Source organism: Anaerostipes sp. (assembly GCF_018381315.1).
Lineage (GTDB): Bacteria > Bacillota > Clostridia > Lachnospirales > Lachnospiraceae > Anaerostipes.
In genome coordinates, this window is the sequence record NZ_JAGZSD010000001.1 from 132,104 (window position 1) to 150,847 (window position 18,744).

Annotated in this window: 18 protein-coding genes and 1 tRNA gene; 16 read left to right on the top strand and 3 right to left on the bottom strand. The window is 45.1% G+C overall.

Translation table 11 applies throughout. The annotated features are described in order from the left end of the window. Positions 1-23 precede the first annotated feature (23 nt). Genes atpA through atpC form a run of 4 tightly spaced genes read left to right on the top strand, consistent with a single transcriptional unit; the run spans position 24 to position 4,244 of the window. Complete coding sequence (gene atpA, locus KH180_RS00675; protein ID WP_290755425.1) at positions 24-1,535, top strand: F0F1 ATP synthase subunit alpha; 1,512 nt, start codon at positions 24-26, stop codon at positions 1,533-1,535. 14 nt (positions 1,536-1,549) lie between these two features. Continuing rightward, positions 1,550-2,407 carry an ATP synthase F1 subunit gamma gene (gene atpG / locus KH180_RS00680; protein ID WP_290755426.1) on the top strand — a complete coding sequence of 286 codons (858 nt, stop codon included), beginning with the start codon at positions 1,550-1,552 and terminating at the stop codon, positions 2,405-2,407. Between the two features lie 19 nt (positions 2,408-2,426). Beyond that, a complete protein-coding gene (gene atpD, locus KH180_RS00685) occupies positions 2,427-3,824 on the top strand; it encodes a F0F1 ATP synthase subunit beta (protein ID WP_290755427.1) in 1,398 nt (465 codons plus the stop codon). Positions 3,825-3,836: 12 nt separating this feature from the next. Continuing rightward, positions 3,837-4,244 carry an ATP synthase F1 subunit epsilon gene (gene atpC, locus KH180_RS00690; RefSeq protein WP_290755428.1) on the top strand — a complete coding sequence of 136 codons (408 nt, stop codon included), beginning with the start codon at positions 3,837-3,839 and terminating at the stop codon, positions 4,242-4,244. A gap of 66 nt (positions 4,245-4,310) precedes the next feature. Here the strand turns inward: atpC and KH180_RS00695 are convergent, their stop codons facing one another. Beyond that, the gene (locus KH180_RS00695) at positions 4,311-4,754 is read right to left on the bottom strand and encodes a CYTH domain-containing protein (RefSeq protein WP_290755430.1); all 444 of its coding nucleotides are present in this window, start codon (positions 4,752-4,754) and stop codon (positions 4,311-4,313) included. A gap of 126 nt (positions 4,755-4,880) precedes the next feature. On the opposite strand from KH180_RS00695, the gene trmB reads away from it, so the two are divergent. The 9 genes from trmB (at position 4,881) to iolE (ending at position 14,645) form a co-directional block, all read left to right on the top strand. Then, a complete protein-coding gene (trmB, locus tag KH180_RS00700; protein ID WP_290755431.1) occupies positions 4,881-5,516 on the top strand; it encodes a tRNA (guanosine(46)-N7)-methyltransferase TrmB in 636 nt (211 codons plus the stop codon). Positions 5,517-5,564: 48 nt separating this feature from the next. After that, entirely contained in the window at positions 5,565-5,693 is a 129-nt protein-coding gene (locus KH180_RS00705; protein ID WP_290755433.1) for a hypothetical protein, read from the top strand. A gap of 11 nt (positions 5,694-5,704) precedes the next feature. Then, the gene (gene trxA / locus KH180_RS00710) at positions 5,705-6,022 is read left to right on the top strand and encodes a thioredoxin (RefSeq protein ID WP_290755435.1); all 318 of its coding nucleotides are present in this window, start codon (positions 5,705-5,707) and stop codon (positions 6,020-6,022) included. Between the two features lie 138 nt (positions 6,023-6,160). Continuing rightward, complete coding sequence (locus KH180_RS00715; RefSeq protein ID WP_290755437.1) at positions 6,161-7,942, top strand: ABC-F family ATP-binding cassette domain-containing protein; 1,782 nt, start codon at positions 6,161-6,163, stop codon at positions 7,940-7,942. Positions 7,943-7,955: 13 nt separating this feature from the next. Next, a complete protein-coding gene (locus KH180_RS00720) occupies positions 7,956-8,897 on the top strand; it encodes a substrate-binding domain-containing protein (protein WP_290755438.1) in 942 nt (313 codons plus the stop codon). 213 nt (positions 8,898-9,110) lie between these two features. Then, positions 9,111-10,130, top strand: coding sequence for a Gfo/Idh/MocA family protein (locus KH180_RS00725; RefSeq protein ID WP_290755439.1), 1,020 nt, complete (start codon positions 9,111-9,113; stop codon positions 10,128-10,130). 160 nt (positions 10,131-10,290) lie between these two features. Next, positions 10,291-12,024 (top strand): sensor histidine kinase, encoded by a 1,734-nt coding sequence (locus tag KH180_RS00730; protein ID WP_290755441.1) that lies wholly within the window; start codon positions 10,291-10,293, stop codon positions 12,022-12,024. 13 nt (positions 12,025-12,037) lie between these two features. After that, positions 12,038-13,615 carry a response regulator gene (locus KH180_RS00735; protein WP_290755442.1) on the top strand — a complete coding sequence of 526 codons (1,578 nt, stop codon included), beginning with the start codon at positions 12,038-12,040 and terminating at the stop codon, positions 13,613-13,615. Between the two features lie 130 nt (positions 13,616-13,745). Beyond that, positions 13,746-14,645 (top strand): myo-inosose-2 dehydratase, encoded by a 900-nt coding sequence (gene iolE, locus KH180_RS00740; RefSeq protein WP_290755444.1) that lies wholly within the window; start codon positions 13,746-13,748, stop codon positions 14,643-14,645. Between the two features lie 262 nt (positions 14,646-14,907). Here the strand turns inward: iolE and KH180_RS00745 are convergent, their stop codons facing one another. Together KH180_RS00745 and KH180_RS00750 are read right to left on the bottom strand one after the other, a co-directional pair. Continuing rightward, positions 14,908-15,387, bottom strand: coding sequence for a C-GCAxxG-C-C family protein (locus KH180_RS00745; RefSeq protein ID WP_290755446.1), 480 nt, complete (start codon positions 15,385-15,387; stop codon positions 14,908-14,910). Between the two features lie 99 nt (positions 15,388-15,486). Next, positions 15,487-15,559 (bottom strand) — tRNA-Lys (locus tag KH180_RS00750). A gap of 248 nt (positions 15,560-15,807) precedes the next feature. Between KH180_RS00750 and KH180_RS00755 the strand changes: the two genes are divergently transcribed. The 3 genes from KH180_RS00755 to KH180_RS00765 are packed head-to-tail and all read left to right on the top strand — an operon-like array spanning position 15,808 to position 18,736. Beyond that, entirely contained in the window at positions 15,808-16,971 is a 1,164-nt protein-coding gene (locus KH180_RS00755; protein WP_290755448.1) for an AI-2E family transporter, read from the top strand. A gap of 11 nt (positions 16,972-16,982) precedes the next feature. After that, positions 16,983-17,822, top strand: coding sequence for a carbon-nitrogen hydrolase family protein (locus tag KH180_RS00760; protein ID WP_290755449.1), 840 nt, complete (start codon positions 16,983-16,985; stop codon positions 17,820-17,822). 11 nt (positions 17,823-17,833) lie between these two features. Further along, positions 17,834-18,736 (top strand): LytTR family transcriptional regulator DNA-binding domain-containing protein, encoded by a 903-nt coding sequence (locus KH180_RS00765; protein WP_290755451.1) that lies wholly within the window; start codon positions 17,834-17,836, stop codon positions 18,734-18,736. Positions 18,737-18,744 lie beyond the last annotated feature (8 nt).

Genomic DNA, 18,744 nt, shown 5'->3' on the forward strand with positions numbered 1-18,744 from the left:
AGGCAAGGAGGCAAAAAAGCAAAATGAATTTAAGGCCAGAAGAGATTAGTTCTGTCATTAAAGAGCAGATCAAACAATACTCTACCAAGCTTGAAACCTCTGATATTGGAACCGTGATTCAGGTAGCCGACGGAATTGCAAGAATCCATGGCCTTGATGAGGCCATGCAGGGAGAGCTTTTAGAATTCCCGGGGGAAGTATACGGAATGGTGCTGAACCTGGAGGAAGATAACGTCGGAGCTGTACTGCTGGGAGATCAAACAAACATCAGCGAGGGAGATACCGTAAAAACTACCGGAAGAGTTGTGGAAGTGCCGGTGGGAGATGCGATGACCGGACGTGTTGTGAACTCCCTGGGACAGCCGATTGACGGCAAAGGCCCGATCGAGTCGGAAAAGTACCGTCCAATAGAAAGAGTAGCATCAGGAGTTATCTCAAGAAAATCCGTAGATACTCCGCTTCAGACAGGAATCAAAGCGATCGATGCCATGGTGCCGATCGGACGGGGGCAGAGGGAGCTGATTATCGGCGACCGGCAGACCGGTAAGACTGCCATTGCACTCGATACAATTATCAATCAGAAGGGTGAGGGCGTTCACTGTATTTATGTGGCAATCGGACAGAAGTCCTCAACCGTTGCTAATATCGTAAAGACACTGGAAGAGCACGGAGCGATGGATTACACCACAGTCGTGGCATCCACAGCCAGTGAGCTGGCGCCGCTCCAGTATATTGCACCGTATGCAGGATGTGCCATAGGGGAAGAATGGATGGAAAACGGGGAAGATGTTCTTGTCATCTATGATGATCTGAGCAAACATGCAACTGCATACCGCACCCTGTCCCTGCTCCTTAGAAGACCGCCGGGAAGAGAGGCTTATCCGGGAGATGTCTTTTATCTCCACTCCAGACTGCTGGAGCGTGCGGCAAAGCTTTCAGATGAACTGGGAGGCGGTTCCTTAACGGCCCTGCCGCTCATTGAGACTCAGGCAGGTGACGTTTCTGCGTATATCCCTACCAATGTAATTTCCATCACTGACGGACAGATTTATCTGGAGACTGAGATGTTTAATGCAGGTTTCCGTCCTGCCATCAATGCAGGCCTTTCTGTATCCAGAGTCGGCGGAGCGGCGCAGATCAAGGCAATGAAGAAGATTGCAGGCCCGATCCGTACCGACCTTGCACAGTACAGGGAGCTTGCTGCATTTGCCCAGTTTGGATCAGAGCTGGACGATGACACCAAAGAGCGTCTGGCACAGGGCGAGAGGATCAAAGAAGTGCTGAAGCAGCCTCAGTACCAGCCGCTTCCGGTAGAACAGCAGGTAGTGATTATTTATGCAGCTACCAGGAAGTATCTGCTGGAGATCAAGGTGGAAGACATTTTAGACTTCCAGAAAGAATTGTTTGAGCTGATTGATACGAAATACCCGGATGTATTCCGGTCAATCCGTGAGACCAGAGAGCTTGGAAAGGAAGCGGAAGAACAGCTGATTACTGCCATCAAAGAGTGCAGACAGCAGTTTGAGGCAAAGTAAAGAGGTGAGCTTTTATGGCATCAATTGTTGATATAAAAAGAAGAAAAGCCAGTATAGAAAGCACCGGACAGATCACAAAGGCAATGAAGCTTGTCTCTACCGTAAAGCTTCAGAGGGCAAGGGTAAGGGCTGAGGAATCCAGGACTTATTTTGACAAAATGTATCAGACGGTATCCTCGATCTTAGCCCAGTCTGACAATATTGACCATCCCTATTTAAAGGCCAACGGTTCACAGAAGAAAGCAGTCATTGCAGTCTCATCTAACCGTGGGCTGGCCGGAGGATATAACAACAATATTGTGAAGCTGATCCGGGACAGCGGGATTTCCAAAGAGGATGCGGTGATCTATGGTGTGGGGCATAAGGCTATGGACAGTCTTGCAAACAGAGGCTATCATATCGCTTCCGATGATTCCGAGATCATTGATGAACCGGAGTATGAGGATGCTGTGGATCTCGGAAACCGTGTGCTGAAAGCCTTTGAAGACGGTGATATCGGCGAGATCTATCTGGCATATACCAATTTTAAAAATACCGTGGTCCATGAGCCGACTATGATCAAACTGCTGCCTGTGGAGATCGATTCAAAGGCAAAAGACGGAGAGGATGCGAAAACTCTCATGAATTATGAACCGGAACCGGAAGAAGCATTGTCTATGCTGATTCCCAAGTATGTATGCAGTTTGATTTTTGGTGCGCTTGTCACATCGGTTGCCAGCGAGAACGGCGCCAGGATGCAGGCCATGGATTCAGCAACGACCAACGCCGAAGAATTAATTGACAACCTGAGCCTTGCCTATAACAGGGCAAGACAGGGCGCCATCACGCAGGAATTGACAGAAATCATTTCAGGGGCAGAGGCGCTGGAATAGAAGTAGGAGGAATTATTAAATGGCAGATAATCATACAGGGAAGATCACCCAGATTATTGGTGCGGTTTTAGATATCAAGTTCAGCGACGGGCATCTGCCGGAGATCAACGACGCCATTGATATTAAGACAAAGCAGGGAGGGAAACTGGTTGTAGAGGTTTCCCAGCATCTGGGAGATGATACCGTAAGATGTATTGCGATGGGACCCACAGACGGTCTGGTCAGAGGGATGGAGGCAGTCTGCACGGGCGGGCCGATCTCTGTGCCTGTAGGAGAGCAGACTCTGGGAAGGATGTTCAATGTCCTTGGAGACCCTATTGACAATAAACCGGCTCCGGAGAATGCCAAACGGCTGCCGATACACAGAAAGGCGCCGGCATTCAAAGACCAGTCTACAGAAACTGAAGTGCTGGAGACAGGAATCAAGGTTGTTGACCTTTTATGCCCGTACCAAAAGGGCGGAAAGATTGGTCTGTTCGGCGGTGCCGGTGTGGGCAAAACCGTACTGATTCAGGAACTGATCCGGAATATTGCCACGGAACACGGCGGATATTCCGTATTTACAGGTGTTGGAGAGCGGACCAGAGAAGGAAATGACTTATATTATGAAATGAGCGACTCAGGTGTTATTGACAAGACAGCCATGGTATTCGGACAGATGAATGAACCGCCGGGAGCCCGTATGCGTGTAGGGCTTACAGGACTTACCATTGCTGAAAATTTCCGTGATGAAGGCGGTAAAGATGTGCTGCTGTTTATCGATAACATTTTCCGTTTTACCCAGGCAGGTTCTGAGGTGTCTGCACTTCTCGGACGTATGCCGAGTGCGGTTGGATATCAGCCGACTCTGCAGACTGAGATGGGTGCCCTTCAGGAGAGGATCACATCCACAAAGGATGGTTCTATCACATCCGTGCAGGCAGTCTATGTGCCGGCCGATGACCTGACCGACCCGGCGCCGGCTACAACCTTTGCTCATCTGGATGCGACAACGGTACTTTCCCGTGCCATCGTGGAGCAGGGTATTTATCCGGCGGTAGATCCTTTAGAGTCCACATCCAGAATTCTGGATCCGAAGATCGTAGGAGAGGAACACTATCAGGTGGCCCGCGGAGTACAGGAGATCCTTCAGAGATATAAAGAACTTCAGGACATTATTGCGATTCTCGGTATGGACGAGCTTTCTGATGAAGAGAAGCTGATTGTTGACCGTGCAAGAAAGATTCAGAGGTTCCTGTCACAGCCGTTCTTTGTTGCCGAGCAGTTTACAGGTACGGTTGGAAAATATGTAACATTAAACGACACGATTCAGGGCTTTAAAGAGATCTTGGAAGGCAAACATGATGACATTCCGGAGGGTATGTTCCTGAATGCGGGAAGTATCGATGAGGTCGTGGAACGTGCGAATGCAAAGTAGGCAGGTGATCTGATGGCTGAGAGTCTGATGAAATTAGAAGTAACAACTCCGGACCGGTCCTTTTACACAGGGGAGGTCCGGATGGCTGAGTTTACAACCACAGAAGGAAATGTAGGGATCTATCCGAAGCATATTCCAATGACGATGATCGTTGCTCCCGGTATCCTGACGATCACAGAGGCAGACGGCACAAAAAAGCAGGCTGCATTGATGAAGGGATTTGTGGAGATCACAAAAGAGGCTGTAAACATTCTGGCAGAAGTTGCAGAATGGCCGGGTGAGATTGATGTTGAGCGTATGGAGCGTGCCAAGAGACGCGCAGAAGAACGTTTGAAACACAGGAATGACACTGATCTCCATCGGGCGGAGATGTCTCTTAGGAGAGCTTTAGTCAGAGAAGAATTATCCAAGAAGATATAAAATGCTTGGAATCAAAATACACCGGGCTGCAGTTTCTTTTGCTGCGGCTCGGTGTATTTTATAATTTCAGCGGTTGGCCAGATTGTTGTTCTGGTATCTTGGATCCAGAGTCACTTCATCCTCAAACCAGTCAGGGCCTTCATAATCAAGGGCTGCTTCTTCCGATGGGAACTCTACTTCCGCCATCATAAGTCCTTCGTGGTCATCGTGGAACACATCCAGTTCAATGGTAAGGGAATCGGATGTAGGAATCTGGTAACGAGTCTTGTAAATGAGGATACCGTCAATTTTACTTTTCAGATGCTCATATGCCTGCTTTGTCAGAGGAAATTCATGTTCGGCCCGTTTCATAAGTCCTTTGGACTTATAAGTAAGGATATATTCATGGTCCAGCCTGCGGATCCGGATGACCGGTTCCATGCACAGATAACCCTGTTCGATCTCGGAGTGAGGGTAAGAGTCAAGGTCCTTTGGCGGGTCGGTAACGATAAACTTGCGTTCAATTTCCATAGTGCGGTCCTCCTTTTTCCTCATTATATACGTATCAAAGACAGAATGCAAAGGAAATTGACAACCAGGCGGAAAGCTTTTAAAATGTTTTAGAAGCATTAATTCAGAGAAGGCGAGGAAATTAGAATGCGTTTAAGAAATGTGCCGGGGGCGGCAGATACGATAGCGGACAGCCCATTTTCAGTCTGTAAACCGGAAGAATGGAAGGGCAGATGGAGGGAACTGTTTGGCAATGACCGGCCGATCCATATAGAAATCGGTATGGGAAAAGGAAAATTTCTTTTGACATTGGCAGAAAAAAATCCGGAAATCAACTATATTGGAATTGAGAAGTTTTCAAGTGTTCTGGTAAGGGCAGTAGAGAAGACAGAAGAATTTGAGGGAGACAATTTAAAGCTGATCCGTATGGATGCGGAAAATCTTGAGGAAGTTTTTGCAGAAGGAGAGATAGACCGGATTTATCTGAACTTTTCCGATCCGTGGCCCAAGGAACGCCATGCCAAGAGAAGGCTGACGTCCACGAGATTCTATGAACGGTACGATCATATTCTTGCAAAAGACGGACAGGTGATCTTTAAAACAGATAACAAAGGGCTGTTTGATTTTTCTTTGGAGCAGACAGAGGAAGCGGGATGGAAGCTTTTAAACTGTACCTTTGATCTGCATCACAGCGAGTATGCGAAAGATAATGTGATGACGGAATATGAAACCAGATTTTCAAAGGAAGGCAAGCCGATCTGCCGGCTGACAGCTTACCGTTAATATTTCTGCCGATGTTGCATACTATAATAAAAAAGTGGTAAGATAATTATGAAACAGAAAAAGTGTCAAGTAAAGGTAAATCAATTTTTCTACCAGCATCCAAAGTCCAGAAAGTGGTTTTGCCGGCTGGTGGCATCGCTGGAAGAAGCGAAAGATTGTTTATGCCGGTCAAGGTAAGGAGAAGTAGTATGGAGTATACGTTTACGAAGGAAAATTTCCAGGCAGAAGTGTTAGACTCAGATCAGCCGGTACTTGTCGATATGTTTGCAACATGGTGCGGACCGTGCAGAATGATGGGACCGGTAGTGGAAGAACTGGCAGCAGAGTACAAAGACAGTGTCAAAGTCGGAAAGCTGGATATTGATGAAAACAGTGATATTGCAGCACAGTACGGCGTGATGTCAGTGCCTACCTTTCTGGTATTTAAGAACGGACAGGTGGCAGCGAAGGTTGTGGGAGCTGTGCCAAAAGAAGAACTGATGGCGGCTGTGGATAAAGCCCGGTAATCCTGTTCTCACATTAAAAGATAAAAACGGACGGCAGAGTTATCTGCTGTCCGTTTTTATCTTTTTTAGTTCGGTTTGACAAGAGGCAGGACAGCAATTAAACTAAAAAGCAGAGAATGATAAAGAAAAGGTGGGCGCATGAACATATTAAATATAGAACATGTAAATAAAATTTTTGGAGATAAGACCATATTTGATGACATATCTCTTGGAGTGCATCAGGGGGATAAGATCGGGATCCTTGGAGTCAACGGCACAGGCAAGTCAACTTTGCTGAGAGTGATCGCCGGTCTGGAAGTTCCGGATGAAGGAGAGGTTATTTTCGGAAGAGGAATCCAGACAGCATTTCTTCCTCAGAACCCTCATTTTCCTGAAGGAGCCAAGGTTCTTTCCTATGTAACGGAAGGAAAACAGGATGCAGACGGGGGAGAGCCTGTAAGCGAAGCAAAAACCATCCTGACCAAGCTGGGAATCTTTGATTTTGATGCATCAGTAAGCCATCTGTCAGGCGGACAGAAAAAAAGGGTAGCACTGGCAAGAACTTTGGTGGATCCGGCTGATGTGCTGATACTGGACGAGCCTACCAACCATATCGATAATGACATGGCACTGTGGCTGGAGGACTATCTGAACAGATTTAAAGGTGTTTTGATTATGGTGACCCATGACCGTTATTTTTTGGACCGTGTAACGAACAAAATCGTGGAGATTGACCAGGCGAAACTGTACACCTATGATTCCAACTATTCAGGATTCCTGGCTTTGAAGGCACAGAGAGAAGAAATGGAGTTAGCTACAGAGCGCAAACGCCAAAGTGTGCTGCGGACAGAGCTGGAATGGGTAAAACGCGGCCCTCAGGGAAGAGGAACAAAGCAGAGAGCCAGGCTTTCCCGCTATGAGCAGCTGAAAAATATGGAGGGACCCAGAGAAACGCAGAATGTTGAGATGGATTCCGTCGGCACAAGACTTGGAAAGAAAACCATAGAACTCCATAATATTTCAAAGTCCTATGGAGAGAAAAAGCTCATTGAAGACTTTACTTATATCATTTTAAGGGATGACCGTCTGGGCATTATCGGGCCTAATGGGTGCGGAAAATCAACCTTAATGAAGATCATCACAGGGCGCCTGGCTCCTGATGACGGGGAGGTCGTGATTGGAGATACGGTAAAGATCGGATATTTTGCTCAGGAAAATGAAGATATGGAAGAGGATATCCGCGTGATTGACTATATCCGCAATACAGCAGACTATATAGAGACTTCCGGCGGAACAATCAGTGCATCACAGATGCTGGAGAGGTTCTTGTTTACGCCGTCTATGCAGTACACACCGCTCTCTAAGCTTTCGGGCGGAGAAAAAAGAAGGCTGTATCTGCTGAAAGTATTGATGGATGCGCCCAATATACTGATTTTGGATGAGCCCACAAATGATCTGGATATTGCAACTCTGAGGGTTTTGGAGGATTATCTGGATTCCTTCCAGGGCATTGTAATCACCGTGTCCCATGACCGTTATTTCCTGGACCGGATTGCAGAGCGGATCTTTGCCTTTGAGGGAGAAGGAAGATTAACCCAGTATGAGGGAGGATACTCAGATTATTTGAGGGCCAGAACTCCGGAGGAACCGAAAAAAACAAAAGACAAGACAGAGAAAAAAGCTTGGAAGGCGAAGAGTACCAAGCTAAAGTTTTCTTACAATGAACAGAGGGAGTATGAAACCATCGATGCGGATATCGAGGAACTGGAAGAAAAGATTGCATCGTTGGAGCAGGCAATAGAGGAAAATGCCAGCCAGTATACAAAGCTTGGGGAATTGACAGAAGAAAAAGAAGTGCTGGAACAACAGCTGAACGACAAAATGGAACGGTGGGTCTACCTGAACGACTTGGCAGAGAGAATTGAAGCCCAGAATTCCTGAGAGGTGGAAATCAATGAAAAAGAGATTTGGAAAACGAAGCATGCTGAATGCCGTCTGTGCAGTTCTTACATGTATACTGGCTGCAGGAAGCTTTTTTGGCTGTCAGAAGGACCAGTCTTTGGAAACGGAAAATCCTGAATATGTCATAGGGGTCGTTACGAAGTCAAGGGACAGTGAATACTGGATGTCTGTCTGTTCAGGCATGGAAAAGGCTGCTGCAGATCTGGGCGTATCAGTCATTATCATGTCTCCTGACACGGAGACTGATGAAAAAGCACAGCAGCAGATGATCGACAGTCTGCTGAAAAAGGACATTGATGCACTGGCTGTGTCACCTATTGATTCTTACAATGCAGATAAGTATTTGAAAAAAGCAGAAAAGGAAAATATAAAAGTAGTGTCCTACGATACTAAGATTATGGAAAAGGGAGTTCCGTATATTGGGATCGACAATGAAAAAGCAGGCAGGGATCTGGCAGAGTATATGGCAGGACAGATGGGAAAAGAAGGTTCGGTGGGTATCATATCAGGGAATCTGAAACAAAACTCCCATGCGTCAAGACTGAAAGGTTTTAAAGACTACATAGAAAAGAACACAGATATCCGAATTGCCTTTACGGAAAGCGGGTACAGCAACCTGAGGATGTCAGAGCAGGAGATTTCCAGACTTATGAAAGAACATCCGGATCTGAACGGCATATTTGCAACCAGTGCCGTGACGGCTCTGGGCATTATGGAATATATGAAGGACCGGCCGGTGCTAATTGCTACCGTAGACGCCCAGGAAGACGCCCTGGATGCAGTAAAGAAAGGAAGAATTGCCGCTTTGGCCTACCAGCCGGGCTATGAGATTGGCTATGAAACAATCCGGTATATTGTGAATGAAAAGAAAGGAATCAAACAGCCGGATCAGAAAATCATCCATGCAGATCTAAAAATAAAACCCAAAAAATAAAAATATGACACAAAAAAGGATCCCCCAATTACGGGGAATCCTTTTTTTTATACAAATAACATAAATGCTGACGAGCCTATAAAAAAATAAAATCAAATCTAAAAATTATCGGAATACGCCCTGAAGTGCGGAAAGGTAAAATAGCACTGAGGGCAGAGAAAAAGATCCTGCCGTTTCATGGCGAATATATAGATCAGAAAAGGAGATTACATTATGAACAAAGTTAAAGTAGGCATCGCAGGATTAGGAAGATTAGGAAAGTTACATGCAGAGAATTTGGCATTTAAGATTCCCAATGCGGAACTTACGGCTGCTTGTTCGATCGTACCGGAAGAATTAGAATATGCCAAAACGAATCTTGGAGTGACAGACGTCTATACAGATTTTCGTGAGATGGTTGAGAAAGCAGATATTGAAGCTGTGGCGATTGTAACAACGAGCGGAGAACACTGCTGGCAGATCGAAGCTGCATTGGATGCCGGAAAACATGTCTTTTCCGATAAACCTCTTGGCGTCACTGTGTCAGAGTGCAGAACAGCCGAGGCCGCTGTGGAGCGCCATCCGGAGCTTGCATTCTTTCTGGGATTCATGCGCCGTTATGATCCGTCCTATGCATATGCAAAGAAAAAGATCGAGGAGGGAGCAATCGGTAAGCCTTACATGGTAAAAGCTGCAGGTATTGATCCGGAAGCTCTCGTGGAGGGGGCAATCAAGTTCGCGGCCACCAGCGGAGGCATCTTTATTGATATGGCCATTCACGATATTGACTTAATGCGCTGGTTTTTGGAATCTGATCCGGTGGAAGTCTATGCTGCAGGGGCTACATTTAAACATCCTGAATTCAGAGAAGCAGGAGACGATGAGACGGGAGCTGCAATGTATAAATGTGAGAACGGAGCTTTGGGATTTGTACATGTGGGACGTACGGCAGCCCACGGATATCATGTGGAGACAGAGATTATCGGTACAGAGGGAAGTTTAAGAATCAGTCCTGTGCCGGAAAAAAATCTGTGCATGATTTATGATCAAAATGGGGCCGTGACTGAGTGTGTCAGCGGATTTTCAGAAAGATTTTCAGAAGCGTATCTGCTGGAAATGAGCGAGTTCATTGACTGCGTGCAGAGCGGTACAAAACCGGACGTAACCGTATATGACGGAACAAAATCCACACAGATTGGTTTCGCCACGACAGAAGCCTGGAAAAAGGGCGGTACGGTAAAGATTGCGTACTAGTTGACACTTTTTTAGTGTAACGTATAATTAGATATAGAAGAAATTGTTTATGTAAAGCTTGGAAAACTGATATTTTCAAGCTTTACAGTTAGCCTGAGCCGGCACTGGCATGCCGGTTCAGGCTAGCATCGGACACCAGGGAAGGGAGAGGAAGCACGGTATGATACGCAGTATGCGGAGTAAAGTATTCTTGGCAATTATCAGCATCACGCTTTTGACAGCTTCAGCCATCACCTTGGTATTTTATCTGAAGTCGACGCAGATGATTGAGGACAATTATGGGCAGAACCTCTACGGGCGGATAGAACAAGTGGGGAATGCATTTGATGATGCCATGAAGGAGATTTATTATATCACGGTCCAGGCTTCAGATGACGGACAGCTTGCAGCCCGGACAGAAAACTATTCCCTTACAAAAGATGTGGCAAGTCTGGAAAAGATATCATCTGACCTGGGCAGATTTAAAAAACGCTACAGTGACATTGGCTCTGTATATTTGGTGATACCGGGGCAAAAGACCATTGTCACGTCAGAGGACTATCCTATTTATGAGAAAAAGGTCAGGGACTCTGTCCTGCAGGGTGTGGAAAACGTTTCCCGGCAAGATCATCCGGTGATTATAGATGATCCGATAAGAAATCAGAAAAAAATCTTGTCTTTCATTGAGCCGCTCAAATCAGATGGCGGAAAAACCATTGCCTATGTTATGTGCAATATTGAGGAGAGAGCCATCTACTATAAATATCTCGATATTTTAAACGACGGAAAATCTTCCGAAGCAGTTCTGCTGAATAAGGAGAATGCTGTTGTCTCTACAAAAAATGCTGAGTCCATGGGGAAAATCTATAAAAACAGCAGCTTTCCGAATGTGCAGCAAAATGGTATTTTCAACAAGAGAAAGCCTGCGGTTATGGGAATCAGTTACAAAACAGTGTTCACCGGATGCAGCTTCTTTATAACTGTGGAAAAAAGTGTGGTTCTGAGAGATTTAAACCAGCTCAAATATTTTCTTTTGGCATTTTTATTCCTGTTCCTTGGCATTTCCCTGATCCCTGCCTATTTTGCCACAAGGGCCATGTATGAGCCGCTAAGGAACCTGACAGCAGCCATGGATGAGGTCAGCGCAGGAGAACTGGACAAAAGAGTTAAAGTGTATACAAACGATGAGATCGGCCGCCTTTCCAATGACTTCAACAACATGCTGAACCAGATTGAAAAGCTCATCGAACGGCTGGTCAAAGAGGAAGGGCTGAAAAAGGATGCGGAATTAGAAGCACTCCAGTACCAGATCACCCCTCATTTCATGTACAATACGCTGAATTCCATAAAATTTGCTGCTCTGCTGAAGGGGGAGAAGGAACTGGGCAATCTGATCGGGGACTTTGTGGAACTTCTCCAGGCCAGTGTCAATAAAAAAGGGACCTTTGTTACAGTTTCTGATGAACTGCATATTCTGAACAATTATATTCACCTGCAGAAGATCCGCTATGACGGACATTTTGAGGTGGACTATCAGATTGATGAAAAAGCGGGAAGCTGTTTTGTGCCCCGTCTGATTCTGCAGCCATTGGTAGAAAATTCTATTCTTCATGGGCTGGATATGAAAAAGGACAACAGCCGGATTGAGATCAAAGCGATGATTGAAGAGGATTATCTCTGCATCAGCGTTAAAGACAATGGGAGAGGTATGACCCAGGAACAGATATATGATTTACTGACGAAGAAGACAAAAAAAACAAATGGACTCAGCGGCATTGGAGTAGCCAATGTCCGTGAGAGACTGGTGCTGTATTATGGAAATAATGCAGGTCTTGGATATGACAGCAATTCTGACGGAACGACGGCATATCTTTACCTGCCGGCTTACAAAGAGCAGAATCTGTATGCAGTGTGAAAGGAGAAACGCCATGTACCGAACGATTATTGTAGATGACGATTTTTTAGTGCGAAGCTATTTGAAACAGCTGGATGCCTGGGAGGAAGCAGGCTATGAGATCATTGCAGACCTGAGGGACGGTGAGGAGGCCCTGAATGCTGTCAGGGAGCAGTCTCCTGATGTGATTGTATCTGATATTTCCATGCCTCTGATGGATGGGATTGAGCTGATACGGAAGGTACGGGAGATGGGTCTTTCTACATATATTATCGTTCTGAGCTGTCATGATGATTTTAATTATGTGAAAGAAGCTATGCGCCTGGGAGCAAATGAATATGTGCTGAAAAATTCTCTGGATGAGGATTCTCTTTTTGAGGTGCTGAAAAATGCAGAGCGCCATATGGACAGCATGAAGAAGCAGAACAGTGATGATGAGCGTACAAAAAAACTCATCAAGGCGGGAAGCCAGTCTTTAAAGATCCGGTTTTTTAATGAGATTCTGGCGGGAGACATGAGCACGGAAGAACGGGAGGAAAGACGGAAGGAAGCCGGCATTGAGGGAAAATATATCAACAGCGCAGTTGTGAACATGTTTATCCCCGGGTGGATGAGTATTAAGGACAGCCAGTCTCCGGCGGAGACAGAACAGTATGCAGCCGGGTTTATTGAGCGCCTTTCTGCGCAGCTGGAAATGCTCCTGGGGGAAGAGAGCAGCAAGGCAGAGACGATTTCATTGGGAGGAGGAATATTCTGCTGCTTTTTGGATCTTTCCGACCAAAGCAGGAGCAGCGTGATGAAGCAGAAGCTCACCAGTGTGGCGTCTGCATGCTTTCAATGCTGTAAGGATGAGATTTATGACTATGACATCGGCGTCAGCAATATCTGTATCGGTGAGGGCGGTATCCGCCAGGCATATCAGCAGGCAAGGGATACGATTAAGCTGAGTTTTTATGAGGACAGCGATATTTTATATTTTGACAGCCAGAAGACCATCGGTACGAGTATGCCGGAATGTGCCGGGGAGCTTTTGAGCCATGCCAAGGAATATGCCGCAGGGCGGAAGGAAAAGGAGATGAGAGAGGAATTCGGCCAGGTCATAGATATGTGCCGGGAACTGAGGACAGATCCCAAGATCATTTTCCGCTGGATCCGCAGACTGGATACCGCAATGGGAACGGAGCACAGCCAGGAAGAACTGTTTAAGCTGACCCACGCTGAACAGCTCACGGAAATATTTGAGGACTACAGGAAAAAGATTTTTCTCGGAGTGGGGAAAGAGGTTCCTGAAAACGCAGGAACCCAGATCAGACAGGCTGTACAGTATATCAGAGAACATTTCAAAGAACAGATAGGGCTGCAGGAGGTGGCTGATGCGGTAGGCCTTAATTTTGCCTATCTGAGTTATCTGTTTAAGCAGGAGATGGGCATCGGCTTTTCCGGATTTCTTCTGGAACTTAGGGTAGAATATGCAAAAGATCTGCTGAAAAATACAAGCTATAAGATCAAGGATGTGGCTTTGGAATCAGGATTTAATGATTATCACTACTTTTCAAAAGCTTTTAAACGGCTGAACGGCATCAGTCCGGCGGAGTACCGCAGACGCTCCTAAAAAAAAGACACAAAATCGGGAACATCTATTTTTAGTACAACAAAGCTAAAAATATTCCCGATTTTTTTAGTGCTCCCCCATGGTATTCTTTATTCAGATCAAAAAAGAACACGGATAAAGGAGAAGTGCTATGTTTAACAAAGAAAAAGTAAAATTAGGAATTGCCCCGATTGCCTGGACCAATGATGACCTTCCGGATCTGGGAAAAGAAAACACCTTTGAGCAGTGTGTCAGCGAAATGGCATTGGCAGGGTTCACTGGTTCAGAGGTAGGAAATAAATATCCAAAGGATCCGGAGGTTTTGAAAAAGGCTCTTAAACTCCGCGGAATCGAGATCTGCAATCAATGGTTTTCATCATTTTTGATTACTAAGCCATTTGAAGAGGTAGAAAAAGAATTCCGTGCACAGCTAAGCTTCTTAAAGGCTATGGGAGCAAAGATTATCGGTGCTTCTGAGCAGAGCCACAGTGTACAGGGTATGCCGGATACCCCGATCTTTGGACATAAATATGTGATGAACGATGAAGAATGGGAGACATTCTGCACAGGAATGAATAAATTAGGAAAGATTGCAAAAGAAGAATACGGAATCAGTCTTACGTTCCATCATCATATGGGAACTGTTGTACAGAATCCGGATGAAGTGGAGAGAATGATGGCAGGAACAGATCCTGAATATGTAAGCCTTTTGTTTGATACAGGGCATTTTACATACTGCGGGGCAGATCCTCTGGAAATGGTCACAACATATGTAGACCGTATCAAACATGTTCACTTAAAAGATATCCGCCCGGAAGTGGTAGAAAAGGTAAAAGCAGAAAATTTAAGCTTCTTGGACGGCGTGCGTATGGGTGCGTTTACAGTGCCGGGTGACGGATGCATCGATTTTGATCCGATCTTTAAAGTGCTTGAGAATGCAGGATATGAGGGATATATGCTGGTAGAGGCTGAACAGGACCCTGCTAAGGCAAATCCGCTGGAATATGCTTTGAAAGCAAGAAAATTTATCGCTGAGAAAACTGGATTATAAGAAAATATAAGCTCTTGATTTATGAGCAGAATACTGCCGGAAACTTGAATAGTTCTTCCGGCAGTATTTTTGTGTTTTGGTAAATCCTTCAGAACAAACAAAAGACCCCGCATGCCTGCGGGGTCTTTAATGAAAAGAGAGGATTAAAATATATATGAAAAACTATGTCTTAAGTATATCAGTTTTATATTCGAATACAATGTATAGAAACTAAACAATTCTAAACATCCTATAAACAAACATTAAGAAAGTCTTGTGTTTCTTATGGATGTACCGCATGGTTTTTTATATATTCTTCCATAATACATGCGGCGCAGCCGACGATCTGCACACATGGGCGCTTCTCATAATATTCTTTTGTCCGTTCCGCAGGAATATAGGATTCCTTTTTCTGGCTAAGGCCCAGCAGTTCCCGGCAGACAATGGAGCCGTTTTGTTCTTCAAATGCCCGTGCAAGTTCCTGGATCCGCCTGTAATGTTCTGTTTTGGCAGTACGGTCTGCCGGGGAATCATATCCGTACAGGATACCGGCAGTGAGAAACATGCCGCTGACAGATCCGCAGACCTCTCTCAGTCTGCCCATGCCTCCGCCGAAGGAAGAACTCAGCTTCAGTGCAGTCTGCCGGTCTATGTCGTAGAGGTCTTGAAAGGCAAGAAAAACAGACTGGGAACAGTTGTAGCCTTCTTTAAATAAATCCATAGCCTTTTGGGCATATTGACTGCAAACGGGATCTGTGATCATATAAGGGCTCCTTTTCTTTTGCGGACAGCAGGTTATATTCATCAAATAAAATAAAAAACACCATCCCCAGCCCCAAACAAGCCAAAAATAGTGTTTTGATACGCGATGAGGGGCTCGAACCCTCGACACCCTGATTAAGAGTCAGGTGCTCTACCAACTGAGCTAATCACGCTTATTTCTTAATGCGCTGGTTTTTCAACGCAAGAATTATTATATATGATGTTTCCGATAATTGCAAGTGAAAATTGAAAATTTTTTTGTATCTTTTTGTCGGCAGAAAAAAGAAGATGGGATTCAGAACAGAATATATAAAAAAGAAGGGGAGCAAAAGCCGGCGGACCCTATACTTTTCCGGATCTTTGTGCTAGAATAAACCCAAAATTTGATTGTGCCCAGGGGATAGAAGAAGGAGTGTAAAATTTGAAAAACAATAAATTTGAATCTAATAAAAAGTATTTTACTATATCGATTTATTCAATCGTAGTAATCTTAATCGGGTGTATTATTTTCCGTCTGGTGAATAATTGGGCATCTACCATCGGCATCCTGACAGATTTATGGGATACGATCTTTCCGTTTTTTATTGGTTTTCTGATCGCATATGTTATGAATCCGGTTGTAAGTTTTTTTAATGAGAAGGTATTTGCACCATTATTCGGTGAAAAAAGAAAGAGGATCAATCGGGCATGTGCAATCCTTACCACCTACATTATATTAGTGGGGGCTCTCACCATCTGCTTGATTTTCATTGTTCCCCAGCTCTATGACAGTATTAAAGAATTGTCAAATCAGATCCCGGTCATCTCTGATAAAATTATGGAATTACTGGACCACTACAGAAAGAGCGGTTCCGGGCTGATGCCCCCTGAATTAATGGAGACACTGGAGACCAAAAGCCTTCCGAAGCTTGTGCAGCTCTCTAATCAGATGCTTACGGATGCAATCCCGCTGCTTTATAATTTTTCTATTTCATTTGTGAAGTGGCTGTTTAATCTTTTTATTGCTTTTGTTGTTTCAATCTATATGACAGCAGATAAACAGCTTTTAAAAAGCTCCTGCCGCAGAATTATTTTTGCGGTGTTTCCGTACGAAGCAGCTGTTCCAATCATTCACGGACTGAAAGAGTGCCATAATATCTTCTCAGGATATATTATCGGAAAGTCCCTGGATTCCCTGATCATTGGCTGTCTCTGCTTCTTTCTTATGAGTATCCTGCATCTTCCGTATACCGTGCTAATCAGTGTTATCATAGGAGTGACAAACATGATACCGTATTTCGGACCGTTTATCGGTGCTGTGCCGGGAGCCTTTATTCTGTTTATTGTGAGCCCTTATAAAGCTCTCATTTTCCTTGTGATGATTCTGATTCTCCAGCAGTTTGACGGACTGGTGCTGGGGCCAAAGATCCTGGGCAACTCTACAGGTGTACGGCCGATCCTCATTCTGTTTTCTATTACAGTAGGAGGCGCTTACTTCGGGCCTCTGGGAATGTTTTTGGGAGTGCCGTTTTTTGCGGTCGTACAGTATCTGATCAACAACTGGGTGAACTACAGGCTGTATAAGAAGGATTTGAATATCAATTAGGAGGCAGGCCCATGAATACTGTTGTTGCGGCGGCCCAGTGCAGAGCTTCTGCTGAGCCGGAAGAGAATATTCTGAAGGCAGAGAGGTTCTGCAGGGAAGGATATGATAAGAATGTACAGTTTCTCATTTTTCCTGAGTATTTTATGACGTACTATCCTACAGACAGGGCCGAGTATTTTAAAAAGGCACAGTCTCTTGACGGTCGCTTTGTCAAGGAGATGAAAATACTGGCCCGAAAATACGGTCAATGGATCTTGTTTGGGATGAATGAGAAACCAAAACGTAAGTCCGGCGGCAGATGTTACAATACTGCGGTCCTCATGGACGATCAGGGGACAGTGCGTTCTGTTTACAGAAAAGCCCATCTGTTTGATGCATTCTCCTGGCAGGAGTCAAAAGATACTCTGCCTGGAAATGCTCTGCATGAACCGGTGGATACTCCGTTCGGAAGAATCGGGCTGGGCATCTGCTATGATTTGAGATTTCCGGAGCCGGCCAGGATTCAGGCACTGAAGGGTGCAGAGATGCTTGTCTATCCGTCGGCATGGGTAGACGGTCCGGATAAGTTTATGCAGTGGGAGACACTGCTCAGGGCAAGAGCCATCGAAAACGGTGTGTTTGTCATTGGATGCTGTCATTACAGCGAAGAACACTATATGGGCAGAAGCCTTGCATTTGATCCGTCCGGAAGAAAGCTTGCGGAAGGCGGATCAGGGGAAGAGCTGATCGTACTGACAACAGATACAGATAAAGCGGCACAGGCTAAAAAGCAGGTGCCGTCTGTGAAAAACCGGCGTACAGATTTATATGAGATTTCGCCGGCTGTCGGAGATAAAACCAAAGACGTGTAAAGGATAGGAACATGGAAATCGGGCTGAGAGACATTTTAAAGATTATGGAGGAGAGCGGAGATTCCCTGTATCATTTCGAATGCCGGGATGATATCAGTGATCTCCTTCTTTCTATAGCGTCAGATTTTTATAAAAGTGTGGGAGCCGTCTGCCGGAAGGAAGGGTTTTATGAATTTATGTCTGTCAGAACCTATCTGGGTATGTTTGCAGAATTGTCTGATGATGATATTTCGTTGGAACTTGCTTTAAACAGAATGCAGCTGAAAGAGCTTCTCTATTGCAAGATCAAAAGACTGACAGCTTCCCAAAAACATCGTTTGTCAGCTGCCAGGGAGATTGTTCTGAACCGGAAAGTTCTCTTTATACAGGAGCCTATACTGGGCATTGACACTCATTCTGCCGGACTGATCATGAAATGGCTTGAACTGTGCGGTACGGAAGGAAAAAAGGTTATCACAACCTCCCAATCCTTAAAACATGTATACCAGCTTCCGGGAAGACATTTTTTTGCGGACGCCCGCCATATAGAAGAATTGACTGAAAATATATTCATAAGCAGGGAAGAATCCGGGGCTGTGCTGGCGGAAAAGATCCCTGCCAAAATGGATGAAAAGCTTTTGCTGTTTGATCCGGAAGAGATCGATTATATTGAAAGTATGCAGGGTAAAAATTATCTCCATGTCAGACAGGCCAGTTATCAGTGTCCTATGACTATGGACGAACTGAATGAGAAACTGAAAGGATTTGGATTTTTCAGAAGCCATCGTTCTTATATTGTAAATATGCAGAAAGTGTGCGAGGTTGTAAAATGGACAAAGAACTCTTATGCCCTCGGAATAAAAGCGGATGAAGAAAAAAGGATACCTCTGAGCAAAGGAAGAGTAGAAGAACTTAGAAAATTCTATGGTTTTTAGCGGCTCTT

What these genes read in the sequence shown, in the direction of transcription:
- atpA (WP_290755425.1), top strand. Translation starts at nt 24, where the DNA reads ATGAATTTAAGGCCAGAAGAGATTAGTTCTGTCATTAAAGAGCAGATC.
- trmB (WP_290755431.1), top strand. Translation starts at nt 4,881, where the DNA reads ATGCGTTTAAGAAATGTGCCGGGGGCGGCAGATACGATAGCGGACAGC.
- KH180_RS00745 (WP_290755446.1), bottom strand. Translation starts at nt 15,387, where the DNA reads ATGATCACAGATCCCGTTTGCAGTCAATATGCCCAAAAGGCTATGGAT.
- KH180_RS00695 (WP_290755430.1), bottom strand. Translation starts at nt 4,754, where the DNA reads ATGGAAATTGAACGCAAGTTTATCGTTACCGACCCGCCAAAGGACCTT.
- iolE (WP_290755444.1), top strand. Translation starts at nt 13,746, where the DNA reads ATGTTTAACAAAGAAAAAGTAAAATTAGGAATTGCCCCGATTGCCTGG.
- atpG (WP_290755426.1), top strand. Translation starts at nt 1,550, where the DNA reads ATGGCATCAATTGTTGATATAAAAAGAAGAAAAGCCAGTATAGAAAGC.
- KH180_RS00705 (WP_290755433.1), top strand. Translation starts at nt 5,565, where the DNA reads ATGAAACAGAAAAAGTGTCAAGTAAAGGTAAATCAATTTTTCTACCAG.
- KH180_RS00760 (WP_290755449.1), top strand. Translation starts at nt 16,983, where the DNA reads ATGAATACTGTTGTTGCGGCGGCCCAGTGCAGAGCTTCTGCTGAGCCG.
- atpC (WP_290755428.1), top strand. Translation starts at nt 3,837, where the DNA reads ATGGCTGAGAGTCTGATGAAATTAGAAGTAACAACTCCGGACCGGTCC.
- KH180_RS00765 (WP_290755451.1), top strand. Translation starts at nt 17,834, where the DNA reads ATGGAAATCGGGCTGAGAGACATTTTAAAGATTATGGAGGAGAGCGGA.
- KH180_RS00715 (WP_290755437.1), top strand. Translation starts at nt 6,161, where the DNA reads ATGAACATATTAAATATAGAACATGTAAATAAAATTTTTGGAGATAAG.
- atpD (WP_290755427.1), top strand. Translation starts at nt 2,427, where the DNA reads ATGGCAGATAATCATACAGGGAAGATCACCCAGATTATTGGTGCGGTT.
- trxA (WP_290755435.1), top strand. Translation starts at nt 5,705, where the DNA reads ATGGAGTATACGTTTACGAAGGAAAATTTCCAGGCAGAAGTGTTAGAC.
- KH180_RS00735 (WP_290755442.1), top strand. Translation starts at nt 12,038, where the DNA reads ATGTACCGAACGATTATTGTAGATGACGATTTTTTAGTGCGAAGCTAT.
- KH180_RS00730 (WP_290755441.1), top strand. Translation starts at nt 10,291, where the DNA reads ATGATACGCAGTATGCGGAGTAAAGTATTCTTGGCAATTATCAGCATC.
- KH180_RS00720 (WP_290755438.1), top strand. Translation starts at nt 7,956, where the DNA reads ATGAAAAAGAGATTTGGAAAACGAAGCATGCTGAATGCCGTCTGTGCA.
- KH180_RS00725 (WP_290755439.1), top strand. Translation starts at nt 9,111, where the DNA reads ATGAACAAAGTTAAAGTAGGCATCGCAGGATTAGGAAGATTAGGAAAG.